Below are 12,899 nucleotides of genomic sequence, written 5' to 3' on the forward strand. Positions count from 1 at the left end.
TTGAGGAGAAAAGGATGAAAAATCGAGTATTTAAAACAATATTATGCTCGGTGCTTGCGTTTGGGTTAGTTAGCCCGAACGCATTTCCTGTTTATGCTGAGAAACCAGTAAAAACGGATTTGGCTACCGGGTTAAAAGATTATTGGAATTTTGATTCCCTAACAAGTAGTAAAGGCGATAAAACAACTGCAACATTACATGGAAATGTAAAAGTTGTAGAAAGTGGAGATGCGGTTTTCGGAAAGGTTCTTCGCTTCGGAGCCGGAACAGATAATTATTTGAGATTGAACGATTATATTAATACGGGAAGCGGTTCGACATCTTTCTCTATGTGGTATCGTTATGATACATCTATTACGGGAGATGATGCGAATAAGTCAGCGGTTCTATTACAGCATGAGGGAGAGGGACGTTCCGTTTTAACTCTTAAAGGAGATGGAAAATATAATACATATCTTAATGGACAGGATGTTTCATCGAAAAAATCGGTGGCAAAGGGACAGTGGCAGCATATTACCGTAACATTTGACCAGAAAGCGAAAAAAGTTAAATATTACATTAACGGTGAGTTGGCTGGAGAACAGAATTTAGGAAATAATTCGGTTAATAAAGTTCTTTCATTAAGATTAGGTTCTCATAAGAATGAAGCAAGTATAGACCCACACCCAATGCGTGGAGATGTAGACGAATTTTGTGTATACAATAAAGTCTTAACGGATGAGGAAGCAAAAGCGTTATATAATGAAAAAGCACAAGAATTAAATAAAGTTAGTTTAACAGTAAACTTAGATGAAGTAAATCGTACAATTGAGCCGGACTCTATTTTTGGTATTAACCACCGTTATGCTTTCAACGGATATGGAACATTTGACTCTAAGACAATGAAAATAAAAGAAGATTTCAAAGAGTTATATGAAAATGCAGGATTTGGTTCAATTCGTTATCCGGGAGGAACGATTTCAAACTTATTCAATTGGAAAACCACTTTAGGTCCAAAGGAAAGCCGTAAAAAACAGATTCATGGATTTTACAATTCGGGAAGTCAAGCAGGTATTGAGGCAAACTTTGGAATTAAAGAAATCGCAGACTTTGCAGATGACGTAAATTCAGAAATTGTATATGTATACAGTTTAGGACGTGGAGGTAAAATGGATGCCGCTGATTTAGTAGAATACTTAAATGCTAAAGTAGGAACAAACCCAAATGGCGGTATCGACTGGGCAAAGGTTCGTGCGAATAACGGACATGAAAAACCATACAATGTACGTTATTTTGAAATCGGAAACGAAATGCAGCAGGCATTTGGCAAGGATAATGATGGAAAAACATCTCAAGGATATTGGACGGATTATGTGGAAGGCGGATCAGAGAAAGCCTACACAGAAGGCGGAACCGCAAGTTTTGTACAGAGATACGCTGTTGATGAAGAAAACTGGAATAAAGTTGCATCAAGAACAGACGGAAAACCGAATTTAGTTAGGTATTTAAGATATGCAAATGTAAATCCAGGAAAAATGGAAAACGGAAAAATTGTTGCCGACCCTGATTTTAAAGCGGTAAATGACGGAGTAAAAGTCTTTGTAGGAGTAGATGGAAATTTACAACCATGGACTGTTGTAGATTCTTTTGCAAATTCGGGAGCAAATGATAAACACTGTGTTGTTGATTACAGTACAGGAGCAATTCGCTTTGGTGACGGAAAACACGGTAAAATTCCGGAAGCAAACCAGAATGTGTATGCTACATACAGCGTGGAACGAGATGGATTCATTGATGTATCAAAGGCGATTAAAAATACAACAGATAAAATCAATGAAATCGAAGGTACATCACACGAGGCAAAAGTTTATACAAGTTATGAATCCAAAGGTTTTATTACTCGTATGAATAACTTAAATGCAAATGATTGGTATGACGGAATGACTATACATCCGTATTCAAGTACTGTACAGGGAAATACTTCTGAAGCATTTTATGATGATGCCATGAAGAAAGCAGAAACAAATGGTATTCATCATGTGGAGAACTATGTAAATATGTTACCAAAAGGTAAAGTGCCGGTTATTAGTGAATATGGTATTTTCAGAAATACACAGCCACAAGTTCGCTCACAAACTCATGCTGTATACATTGCAAAAGTTTTGATGGAATATGTGCGTTTAGGAAGCCCTTATATTCAGAAACACTGTTTGTCAGACTGGTATAGTGATGGGGGAGATTTACTTGGACCAACACAGCAGGCTGTTATTCAGGTTGTTCCTCAGGCTGGGGCAGATACAAAAACAGGAGAAGGAGAATTTAAGTTCTTCTCTACACCATCGGCTCATGTATTTGAAATGTTAAATGCAGGATTTGGAGAAAACATCGTAGATGCTCAGTTTAATCGTGTGCCAACAATGAACAATGGAGTAAAAACTTTATCTGCTCTTGCAAGTAAAGACGCTTCTGGAAATGTTTATGTGGCTATGGTAAACGTTGACCGCCAAAATGACAGAAAAGTTACTTTGAATATACCGAACTACGACTTAACAGGACGTAAAGTTGAGTTACAGACATTAAGTTCAAAAACAATTACAGACGAAAATTCATTGGAAAAACCAGACAATGTAAAAATTAACAAAACAGAAATGGTATTGGAAGAAAACCAGAGTATTACGTTACCAAAACATTCATTTGTTGTGGCAAAAATCTGTAATAATGTAGATAAAACAAATTTACAGAATAAAGTTGATGAAATTAATGGTTTGAATAAAGATAACTATATTAATTTTGAATCTATCGAAGAAACTTTAAATAAAGCAGAAACTGTTTTAAATGATATGTTTGCTACTCAGACAGAAGTTGATGAAGTTCTTAAAGAATTAACAGATGCTCAGAATAAACTTGTTTTGAAAAAAGCAGATTATACAAAGGTAGATGAAGCAATCAGCAAAGCGGATGCTTTGAATAAAGATGAGTATGTTGATTTCAGCGAGGTAGAACAAGCGATTAAAGCGGTTGTCCGTGATTTAGATATTACAAAACAGGCAGAAGTAGATAAAATGGCAGAAGCAATTGAAACAGCCATTAAAAACTTGAAACGTAAACCGGACAATAAACCGGATGATAAGCCGGATAACAAACCTGATGTTAAACCAGATGATAAACCGGATGGTAAACCTCAGCAAAAACCAAGCAACAAACCGAATACAAAACCAGATACAACTAATAAACCTGTGAAAACAGGAGATGAAGCACCGATTCTTCCGTTTGCAGTAACAATTGCGGGAGCAGGAGCAGTTATAGCACTTCTACTTAAGAAGAGGAAATAATTAATTGGGGACGTAGTGATTTTATAAATCACTACGTCCCCAATTACAATTTACCGTGTCCCTAATCTCTGGAAGCCCTGTCCCTTTTCTAGATTAAGTGGGAAAAGCCTGTAAAACTGTAGGTTTTCCGTTCTGCTTAAAAATAACATAAATAACTTGAATAATTTCTTCTGATTTAAAACATATTTCCAAGGGTTTTGTGTGGTTGGAGAAGAAGATATATAGATTTATAGTTAAAAAGGGACGGGGGATTTTTAGAAAAGGGACGGGGGTAATCGTGAAAGGGGACGTAGTAAAATCTGATTTTACTACGTCCCCTTTCACAGTTTCTACAAAAATCTTCTTATCGGAAGAACTACAATTCTAAGTATACCATAGAAAATTTTCTTTCCAATTCCTAAATCTTTTTTCTTATAATTATCGCCATAAATATATTTTCCGTCTTTCCCCATTGTTTTGCTGTAAGTTTTATCTTTTTCGGCTTCCTTTCGGATAATTGCATTTAATTCAGGAGAATCAACAGCGAGCATCAATTCTGTATCCTGATAAGTGCTTCGCATATCGAAATTATATGAACCGACAATACTCATGCGGTCATCAAGCAAAAGTGCTTTCGTATGACAGGAATATTCGCCCATAAATTCGTATACTTTCACTCCCGTTTTCCAAATTTTTTCTTTTTGATTTAGGTAGTCCGTACAGCCCCAAGGGTTTGCACCACTTGCGACATCGTTTGTGATGATTTCCACGGGAATATTTTTGGCTTTTAAATCTTCAAGCCCTTGATACATTTCTTTTCCGCAAATAATGTACGGAGTATAAATCGTAACATTTTTTGATTCAAGCATTAATTGTTGTAAAGAATACCAAAGAAGAGGTTCTTTGTTCTCTGTTTCAATTGGATTGCTTAGAAGAGTGATTTTATTAGTAGGCATAGTCAGTTCTTCAAAGTCCCACTCACAATATGCTTTTTCATAAGTTTTTCGTAAATAATTATATCTGTCTTCCAAAACATTTTTTGCTTTTATTACATTGTCAGTTTCTTTCTGACAAAGGTAATCTTTGCTGTCCGGCAATGCCCATACACTCTCGAAATAAGTGCGTAACTGGGAAAGAGAAGAATTTTTATCTTCCTTTGTATTGTAGACGAACAGTTCGCGGTCAATGTTTTTTGAAGAGGAGTAATCTCCTAAAAATAAGTTTGTTGTATTTCGTCCGCCGAGCAGATACATTTTGTTATCAATAATTACATATTTGTCATGGAGGCGTGCCTGCATATCATACGGTTTTAGCAAATTGATTGTGTTATAAATACGAACGGAAATGTTTGGATAAGAGGAGAGTGCCTGAAAATAGTCATTTCCATATAGATCGATAAATCCGCTAGTACCGTCAACGATAATACGGACAGAAACTCCACGTTTTGATGCCTGAATGAGAGAAGCCATTATATCTTTTCCGGATTCGGAAGGATTGAAATCAAAAGTGGATAGAATAATTTCTTCTTTTGCATTTTCAATCATATGAAGTCGGTAAAGAAGAGCATCGTTATTATCGTTGATATAGGCAACCCGTTCGTTTCCTGTGCTATCGCTATAAAGGGAATTGGGGTTGAAATTCTCGCGATAAGAAGAGGGAACTTTTTTGTGTGAAATGTAAGGGACGACTAAAAGTGCAACATAAATAAGAAATAAAAACAACAAAATTTTTCCGACAGATAAATGTTTAAATAGCATAAATTTTTTTTCTTCCATAAATATATTCATTCTCCTTTGTATTCCCAACTTTAAGTGATTAAAACATTATAAGTCTAATAGAATGGAAAGTAAACAGGGAGTTCTGAATTTTTTGTTGACATATGATGCACCTAGAGTTAGAATAAACTAACAAAAAGTAGTTTCGAATTACTTAAGGAGGCGGAAATGAAAATTATTTGGATTACTATCGGTTTTGTAACAATGGCAATCGGCGGCGTGGGTGTTATTCTTCCGGTTTTACCGACAACACCGTTTCTTCTCGTGTCATCTTTTTGTTTTGCTAAAGGTTCTAAACGTTTTCACAAATGGTTTACGGGAACACACTTATATAAGAAACATTTGGATAGTTTTGTTAAAGAGAGAAGTATGACATTAAAAACAAAGTGGTGCATTTTACTGCCGGTATCATTTATGCTCGTTATAGCCATGATAATGATGCAAAATATATATGGTAGAATTTGTATTATTATTTTGATAGGCTGTAAGTACATTTATTTCTTTACAAAAATTCAGACAAAAGAAGAAAAAATATAGGGGAAATGCCTAGGGAAAACCAAGAATAAGACTTGACGGACATTCATCTGTATGATAAACTAAACAAGCGAATGGAAGTAGGTCTTTTTTTTATGCCTAAAATTAGGTAGTCTCGCAAACTACCGGTAACTATGAAATTAAGAACAGAAAAAGCGAGGTGGAAGTTGTGCGCACAAGAATCACATTGGCATGTACAGAATGTAAACAACGTAACTACAATATGACAAAGGATAAGAAAACACATCCTGATCGTATGGAAACAAAGAAATACTGCAAGTTCTGTAGAACACACACATTACACAAAGAAACGAAATAATCGTTTGTGAAAGGACGTGACAGTATGGGCGAAAAGTCTAGTAAGGAAAAGGCTCAGAAGAAGAGCTGGTTCAAAGGTCTTAAAGCAGAATTTAAGAAAATCATTTGGCCGGATAAGAAGACACTTGCAAAAGAAACAACAGCAGTTGTTACTGTTTCACTATTGTTGGCAGCATTAATTTCGGTAGTTGATGTAATCGTAAAATACGGAGTCGATTTCTTAATTAAATAATAACTGTTAATAATAATGAAAGGTGAGTTTTTATGTCAGAGGCAAAATGGTATGTAGTTCATACTTATTCAGGGTATGAAAACAAAGTAAAAGCAAACATTGATAAGACAATTGAAAACAGACACCTGGAAGACCAGATCTTAGAAGTAAGAGTTCCAATGCAAGATGTAGTGGAATTGAAAAACGGAGTACAGAAAGCGGTTTCTAAAAAAATGTTTCCGGGATACGTTATGATTCATATGGTGATGAATGATGATACATGGTATGTCGTAAGAAACACAAGAGGAGTAACGGGATTTGTTGGCCCAGGGTCAAAACCGGTTCCGCTTACAGATGAAGAGATGGCTCCGTTAGGTATCCAGAAAGAAGAAATTGTTGTTGACTTTGAAGAAGGTGATACAGTTACTGTTGTCGCTGGAGCATGGGAAGGAACAGTCGGAGTAATTCAGACAATGAATACTCAGAAACAGAGTTTGACTATCAATGTTGAATTATTTGGTCGTGAAACACCAGTAGAAATTAGTTTTAAAGAAGTTAAGAAAATGTAACAAGAATAAGTGGGAGGGAAATCCCCGCAAATACCACAAGGAGGTACACAAAAATGGCAAAAAAAGTACAAGGTTATATTAAATTGCAGATTCCTGCTGGAAAGGCAACTCCAGCACCACCTGTTGGTCCTGCTTTAGGTCAGCACGGTGTAAATATCGTTGAATTTACAAAACAGTTCAATGCAAAAACAGCAGATCAGGGTGATTTAATTATCCCTGTTGTTATCACAGTTTACAATGACAGAAGTTTTAGTTTTGTAACAAAAACACCACCTGCAGCAGTTCTTATCAAAAAGGCTTGCAATATTAAATCAGGTTCAGGTGTTCCAAATAAAAACAAAGTTGCTACAATTACAAAAGCACAGGTACAGGAAATCGCTGAGATGAAAATGCCGGACTTAAATGCTGCTACAGTTGAAGCTGCAATGAGCATGGTAGAAGGTACTTGTAGAAGTATGGGTGTAAAAGTAACAGAATAATTGTAAACATAGAATGTGGGAGGGCTCGCTCCCGATATTACCACTAGGAGGTTATTTGAAATGAAAAGAGGAAAGAAATATACAGAAGCTGCTAAATTAATCGATAGAGGAAATCTTTATGATAAAGAAGAAGCTATCGCATTAGTAAAAAAATCAGCAGTTGCAAAATTCGATGAGACAATCGAAGCACACATCAGAACAGGTTGTGATGGGCGTCACGCAGACCAGCAGATTCGTGGTGCTGTAGTATTACCACACGGAACAGGTAAAACAGTTCGTATCTTAGTATTTGCTAAAGATGCTAAAGCAGAAGAAGCAAAAGCAGCAGGAGCAGACTATGTAGGAGCAGAAGATTTAATTCCGAAAATCCAGAACGAAAACTGGTTTGAATTTGACGTAGTAGTTGCTACACCGGACATGATGGGTGTTGTAGGTCGTCTTGGACGTGTACTTGGACCAAAAGGTTTAATGCCAAACCCAAAAGCAGGTACAGTTACAATGGATGTTACAAAAGCAATCAACGATATCAAAGCAGGTAAGATTGAGTACAGATTGGACAAAACAAACATTATCCACGTGCCAGTTGGAAAAGCTTCTTTCACAGAAGAACAATTAGCGGACAACTTCCAGACGCTTATCGATGCAATCAACAAAGCAAAACCAGCAGCTGTTAAAGGACAGTACTTAAGAAGTGTAACTTTAACATCTACAATGGGACCTGGAGTAAAATTAAATCCGGTTAAACTGTAAGAAATTACATCGAGAAATAAATAGAACGAAAAAGAACTATTGCGGCTATTTCGGTATCGCAATAGTTCTTTTTTGTGAAAAAAGTGTGAAAGGGGACGTAGTATTTTTAGGTTTTACTACGTCCCCTTTCACACTTTATTTCCAACAATCCGTATTTTTCAATCCGATATTTTCGGCTTTGAAAACAGGATCAATTCCCTGTTTTTTCTGTTTCATATAATCATCAAGTGCCTTGAAAGCGATGCCGCCTAGCACAAAGATAACAAGGATATTTTCGATTGCCATAAATCCCATCAGTACATCCGCAAGATTCCAAACTGTACCGAAATCTGCCTGTGCTCCGAGAAAGATTGCAATTAGGCAAGTTACACGGAAAAGATTTAATAAAATTTTGTTGTCTTTAATAAAAAGAATATTTGATTCTGCATAATAATAATTTCCAACTAAACTTGTAAATGCAAAAGCGAAAATTGAAAAGGTAATAAAATGGATACCTATTTCTCCGACATTTGCTTGAAGAGCCGCCTGTACATAAGGAATACCGTCTAGTTTTCCGGAAACGCCCTCCACATTAGAGAGGAGTAAAATGAAAGCGGTTGTTGTACAAATTAAAAGTGTATCAATAAATACTGAGATAACCTGCACCATTCCTTGTTTTACAGGGTGAGAAACATCTGCGGTTGCAGAAGCATTTGGAGCGCTACCCATTCCCGCTTCGTTTGAGAAAAGTCCTCGCTTAATACCGATTAGAATTGTGCTTCCGGCAAATCCCCCGAAAATTGCCTTGAAATTAAATGCACCTTCTAAAATATGCGAAAACATTTCGGGAATCTGATTGAGGTTCATTAATGTAATTACAATTCCCATAATAATGTAAATTCCAGCCATAACAGGCACAACAACGGAAGTGATAAAACTGATACGGTGTACTCCGCCGAAGATAACAAAAGCAGTTGCGATTGCAATTATCAGTCCGACAATGGCAGGTAAAATTGTTTTACTGTAATTTGGAATGTAATATTCCAAAGCAGACGACATATTATATGTCTGTAAGCCGTTAAATCCGTAGGCGAAGCAGGCAATCAGCAGTATGGAAAATAATACGCCGAGCCAACGTTTTCCCAATGCCCGTTCAATATAATAAGAAGGGCCGCCACGGAAATCCTTCCCATCTTTTACTTTATAAATCTGAGCTAGCGTACTTTCTATAAATGCGGATGCTCCGCCGATAAGCGCCATAACCCACATCCAGAATACAGCTCCGGAACCTCCGGCAACGATGGCGGTTGCAATTCCGGCAATGTTTCCTGTTCCGACACGGGAAGCAGTGGAAATCATAAGTGCCTGAAATGAAGATACAGATTTTTTGTTTCCACTATTTTCCGACTTTTCTTTAAGCGCATGAATGGCGTCTTTGAATAATCGGAATTGTACAAATTTTGTACGAAAAGAAAAATAAAGACCTGCTAAGACAAGCAGAAAAATAAGAATGTAACTGTAAAGAAAGTCATTCAGACTTGATAAAAATTGATTAAACAAAATATTGTCCTCCTTAGTTTTTGTTATCCAGAGTGATAGCATGGTAAAGGGGGATATTCACTTAAGAAAGTAATTTGTTCATTCCATACTTTCTCTGAAAATATGTTCAAGTGTAATATAAAGCGAAAATAAAGTCAAGAAAATTATTTTTAACAGTTGACATGAAGAAGAAAATATGTTAAATTATCATAGTAACTGCCGAAGACAGTAGGTGCCGTAAGGCATAAGTTGGAAACGCCTACCGAGGAGATATGAATTCTTACATTGAATTTACACAATCTCTTTGTCTGAGGATAAAGAGATTTTTTTTATTATCGGCGGTGCAAACAAAATCTATAAGGAGGTGCACCATTCGTGGCAAAAGTTGAATTAAAACAACCAATCGTACAGGCAATCGCAGAAGACATCGCAGGAGCTCAGTCAGCAGTATTAGTTGACTATCGTGGTTTAACTGTAGCAGAAGATACAGAATTACGTAAACAGTTGAGAGAAGCAGGTGTTATCTACAAAGTTTGCAAAAACACAATGATGAAAAGAGCTTTTGAAGGAACTGAATTTGCAGGTCTTGAAGAATACTTAGAAGGACCAAGTGCTTTAGCAATTTCTAAAGACGATGCAACAGCGCCTGCAAGAATTCTTTGCAAATTTGCAAAAGACGCTAAAGCGTTAGAAGTAAAAGGTGGTGTTGTTGAAGGAACAGTTTATGATGTTGCTGGTATTCAGGAATTATCAAAAATCCCTTCAAGAGAAGAATTACTTTCAAAATTACTTGGAAGTATCCAGTCACCAATTACAAACTTTGCTCGTGTTATTAAACAAATCGCTGAACAGGGTGGAGAAACAGTAGAAGTTCCGGCTGAAGAAGCAGCAGAGGCTCCGGTTGAGGAGTAATCAACAATTTTAAAGAAAATAAGGATTAGTGGAGGAAAATCAAATGGCAAAATTAACAACAGCTGAAATGATTGAAGCAATCAAAGAATTATCAGTATTAGAATTAAATGAATTAGTAAAAGCATGTGAAGAAGAATTCGGTGTATCTGCAGCAGCAGGTGTAGTAGTTGCAGCAGCAGGTGGAGATGCAGCAGGAGCAGCAGAAGAAAAAGACGAATTTGACGTTGAATTAGTATCTGCAGGAGCATCTAAAGTTAAAGTAATCAAAGTTGTTCGTGAAATCACAGGACTTGGATTAAAAGAAGCTAAAGAAGTTGTAGACGGAGCACCAAAAGTACTTAAAGAAGGTGTTACTAAAGCAGAAGCTGAAGAAATCAAAACAAAATTAGAAGCAGAAGGAGCAGAAGTTAATTTAAAATAATTTCTGTCGGAAAGGGACGCCTGAGAACTTGTTCTCAGGTGTCTTTTTAGTATATAAAAATTTATTCTTATATATATTCCTGTTTACTCTACGGGGATATGTGATAATGGTTTATAAAAAAAGTGAAAAGTTATGTTTTTTACTTCTATAATCTCCTTGCTTTTTATAAATATAAGAATATATAAAATATATTCTCTTGACTTATCATGTAGGATGTTATAAAATACATTAAAAATGAATAAAAATACATGATAATTCATGAAAGTGGTGGAAAAATAAAAAACTTTCGCGATTTCACTTGACTTCTCGTTGAAGTTCTACTATAATGCCACTTTAAAGAGGTAAAGGAAAAAGGAGGAGAAAATTATGAAAATGAAAAAACTCGTAGCATTATGTCTCGCAGGTGCAATGGCGCTTTCAGTTGTTGCCTGTGGCGGCGGAAACAAGGGCGGAGATTCTAAAAAAGCAGGAGCTTTCCCGGGGACAAAAGACAAAGATATGGTAACTGTTGATGTTAGAACAGAGCCAGCTGAATTGAACTCGATTAAGACATCCGATGTACCTTCAGGTGATATTTTAAGAATGGTTATTTCAGGTTTATACAAACTTGATAAAGATGACAAACCGGTTCCGGATCTTGCAGAAGATACAAAGGTAAGTGAAGATGGAAAAACTTACACATTAAAAATCAGACAGGATGCAAAATGGTCTAACGGAGAACCTGTAACAGCACACGATTTCGTGTTTGCATATCAGACAATTTCTAAAAAAGATACAGGTTCTGTTTATGGATTTATCGTATACCAGAACTTATTAAATGGTCAGGAAGTATTTGATGGCAAGAAAGACCCTTCAGAATTAGGTGTAAAAGCATTAGATGATTACACATTGGAAGTAACATTTGTTAATCCAATCCCATATGCATTACACTTATTCTCATTCTCATCTTTCTATCCAATGAACCAGAAAGGTTATGAAGAAATCGGCGCTGAAAACTACGCAAAAGATGCTGATAAGATCGTTACAAACGGTGCTTACAAAATCGAAGAGTGGGTACACGATGATCACATCACATTAGCAAAAAATGATGAACACTATAATGCGAAGAATGTAAGTATTCCAAAAGTTAAATACTTAATGTTAAGAGATGGAAATGCTCGTATGAATGCTTTTAAAGCAGGACAGATTGACAGTATCAACATTGCTGGTGAACAGTTGGAACAGGCTAAAAAAGAAGGCATGAAATTAACAACATATGTTGATAACAGTAACTGGTACTTACAGTTCAATACACAGAAAAAAGAATTAAGTAATCCAAAGATTCGTCAGGCACTTGGAATGGCACTTGATACAGATTCTGTTTGTAAAAATGTAATTAAAACAGGTGCTGAACCTGCAACAGGCATTGTACCGACATCTATCGCAGGAGCAGATGGAAACAGTTACGCAAAAACACTTGGTGATATTACAGAATACAATCCTGAAAAAGCAAAACAGTTATTTGATGAAGGATTAAAAGAAATCGGAATGAAAGCAGAAGACTTCAAGATTTCATACACAACAGAAGATAGTGCAGGAGCTCAGAAAGAAGGAGCTTTCTATCAGGAACAGTGGAAAAAAGCATTAGGAATTCAGGTAGAAATCAAACCAATGCCATTTAAAGCAAAATTAGCAGCAATGGATGCAGGTGAATTTGATATCGTATTTGCAGGTTGGTCACCAGACTACAATGACCCAATGACATACTTAGATATGTTTGCAACAGGAAATGGTAACAACTATGGTAAATATTCAAGCCCTGAATATGACAAATTAATTGCAGATGCAACTAAAGAAGTTGATAAAGTAAAACGTCAGGAAATGTTAATGGCTGCAGAAAAATTAGTATGCCAGACAGACGCGGCAGTATTCCCAGTATACTTCCAGTCAGTAACATACACAGTATCTGATAAACTTGAAGGAATGACTCGTACAGGATTCCAGGAATTTGACTTTACAGATGGTGCTAAGATTAAATAATTTTTAATCTTACTAAAGTGAATATAGGATAGGAAAAAAAGAGGGAGTTGTTCCCCGTTAAAAAGAGGGAACAACTCCTCTTTATTCCGAAAAGCCGTACCTG

Annotated in this window: 12 protein-coding genes and 1 other annotated feature; of the genes, 10 read left to right on the forward strand and 2 right to left on the reverse strand. The window is 36.2% G+C overall.

Annotated features, from left to right (window positions below; all coding sequences use genetic code 11):
• Positions 1–14: 14 nt before the first annotated feature.
• Positions 15–3,311, forward strand: coding sequence for a LamG-like jellyroll fold domain-containing protein (locus ACYPXO_RS01105; protein WP_459638886.1), 3,297 nt, complete (start codon positions 15–17; stop codon positions 3,309–3,311).
• A 329-nt stretch (positions 3,312–3,640) separates the two neighbouring features.
• On the opposite strand, the gene ACYPXO_RS01110 is transcribed toward ACYPXO_RS01105, so the two are convergent.
• Positions 3,641–5,065 carry a phospholipase D-like domain-containing protein gene (locus ACYPXO_RS01110; RefSeq protein WP_459638887.1) on the reverse strand — a complete coding sequence of 475 codons (1,425 nt, stop codon included), beginning with the start codon at positions 5,063–5,065 and terminating at the stop codon, positions 3,641–3,643.
• A gap of 168 nt (positions 5,066–5,233) precedes the next feature.
• On the opposite strand from ACYPXO_RS01110, the gene ACYPXO_RS01115 reads away from it, so the two are divergent.
• The 6 genes from ACYPXO_RS01115 to rplA all read left to right on the forward strand — a co-directional run bounded on the left by ACYPXO_RS01115 (position 5,234) and on the right by rplA (position 7,926).
• Entirely contained in the window at positions 5,234–5,602 is a 369-nt protein-coding gene (locus tag ACYPXO_RS01115; RefSeq protein WP_459638888.1) for a YbaN family protein, read from the forward strand.
• A 166-nt stretch (positions 5,603–5,768) separates the two neighbouring features.
• Positions 5,769–5,918: a 50S ribosomal protein L33 gene (rpmG, locus tag ACYPXO_RS01120; protein WP_084667662.1), complete on the forward strand. Its 150-nt coding sequence runs from the start codon at positions 5,769–5,771 to the stop codon at positions 5,916–5,918.
• Positions 5,919–5,942: 24 nt separating this feature from the next.
• Complete coding sequence (secE, locus tag ACYPXO_RS01125; RefSeq protein ID WP_459638889.1) at positions 5,943–6,149, forward strand: preprotein translocase subunit SecE; 207 nt, start codon at positions 5,943–5,945, stop codon at positions 6,147–6,149.
• 32 nt (positions 6,150–6,181) lie between these two features.
• Complete coding sequence (gene nusG / locus ACYPXO_RS01130) at positions 6,182–6,697, forward strand: transcription termination/antitermination protein NusG (protein WP_459638890.1); 516 nt, start codon at positions 6,182–6,184, stop codon at positions 6,695–6,697.
• A 53-nt stretch (positions 6,698–6,750) separates the two neighbouring features.
• Complete coding sequence (rplK, locus tag ACYPXO_RS01135; RefSeq protein WP_459638891.1) at positions 6,751–7,176, forward strand: 50S ribosomal protein L11; 426 nt, start codon at positions 6,751–6,753, stop codon at positions 7,174–7,176.
• Positions 7,177–7,236: 60 nt separating this feature from the next.
• The gene (gene rplA / locus ACYPXO_RS01140) at positions 7,237–7,926 is read left to right on the forward strand and encodes a 50S ribosomal protein L1 (protein WP_009461614.1); all 690 of its coding nucleotides are present in this window, start codon (positions 7,237–7,239) and stop codon (positions 7,924–7,926) included.
• 135 nt (positions 7,927–8,061) lie between these two features.
• Here rplA and ACYPXO_RS01145 read toward each other — a convergent pair whose 3' ends face one another.
• Complete coding sequence (locus ACYPXO_RS01145; RefSeq protein WP_459638892.1) at positions 8,062–9,507, reverse strand: alanine/glycine:cation symporter family protein; 1,446 nt, start codon at positions 9,505–9,507, stop codon at positions 8,062–8,064.
• Between the two features lie 138 nt (positions 9,508–9,645).
• Positions 9,646–9,782 (forward strand) — a sequence feature (ribosomal protein L10 leader region).
• Positions 9,783–9,819: 37 nt separating this feature from the next.
• Between ACYPXO_RS01145 and rplJ the strand changes: the two genes are divergently transcribed.
• From rplJ to ACYPXO_RS01160, 3 genes are all read left to right on the forward strand, one after another.
• Entirely contained in the window at positions 9,820–10,356 is a 537-nt protein-coding gene (gene rplJ / locus ACYPXO_RS01150) for a 50S ribosomal protein L10 (protein ID WP_459638893.1), read from the forward strand.
• Between the two features lie 43 nt (positions 10,357–10,399).
• Complete coding sequence (rplL, locus tag ACYPXO_RS01155) at positions 10,400–10,777, forward strand: 50S ribosomal protein L7/L12 (RefSeq protein ID WP_009461611.1); 378 nt, start codon at positions 10,400–10,402, stop codon at positions 10,775–10,777.
• 366 nt (positions 10,778–11,143) lie between these two features.
• On the forward strand, positions 11,144–12,796 hold the full coding sequence (locus tag ACYPXO_RS01160) for a peptide ABC transporter substrate-binding protein (protein WP_459638894.1): 1,653 nt from the start codon (positions 11,144–11,146) through the stop codon (positions 12,794–12,796).
• Positions 12,797–12,899: the final 103 nt, after the last annotated feature.

It is taken from the genome of Faecalimonas canis (genome assembly GCF_054601575.1).

Bases quoted from the DNA above. Each gene is read 5' to 3' on its own strand.
- ACYPXO_RS01105 (WP_459638886.1), top strand. From the start codon at position 15: ATGAAAAATCGAGTATTTAAAACAATATTATGCTCGGTGCTTGCGTTT.
- ACYPXO_RS01110 (WP_459638887.1), bottom strand. From the start codon at position 5,065: ATGGAAGAAAAAAAATTTATGCTATTTAAACATTTATCTGTCGGAAAA.
- ACYPXO_RS01115 (WP_459638888.1), top strand. From the start codon at position 5,234: ATGAAAATTATTTGGATTACTATCGGTTTTGTAACAATGGCAATCGGC.
- secE (WP_459638889.1), top strand. From the start codon at position 5,943: ATGGGCGAAAAGTCTAGTAAGGAAAAGGCTCAGAAGAAGAGCTGGTTC.
- nusG (WP_459638890.1), top strand. From the start codon at position 6,182: ATGTCAGAGGCAAAATGGTATGTAGTTCATACTTATTCAGGGTATGAA.
- rplK (WP_459638891.1), top strand. From the start codon at position 6,751: ATGGCAAAAAAAGTACAAGGTTATATTAAATTGCAGATTCCTGCTGGA.
- rplA (WP_009461614.1), top strand. From the start codon at position 7,237: ATGAAAAGAGGAAAGAAATATACAGAAGCTGCTAAATTAATCGATAGA.
- ACYPXO_RS01145 (WP_459638892.1), bottom strand. From the start codon at position 9,507: ATGCTATCACTCTGGATAACAAAAACTAAGGAGGACAATATTTTGTTT.
- rplL (WP_009461611.1), top strand. From the start codon at position 10,400: ATGGCAAAATTAACAACAGCTGAAATGATTGAAGCAATCAAAGAATTA.
- ACYPXO_RS01160 (WP_459638894.1), top strand. From the start codon at position 11,144: ATGAAAATGAAAAAACTCGTAGCATTATGTCTCGCAGGTGCAATGGCG.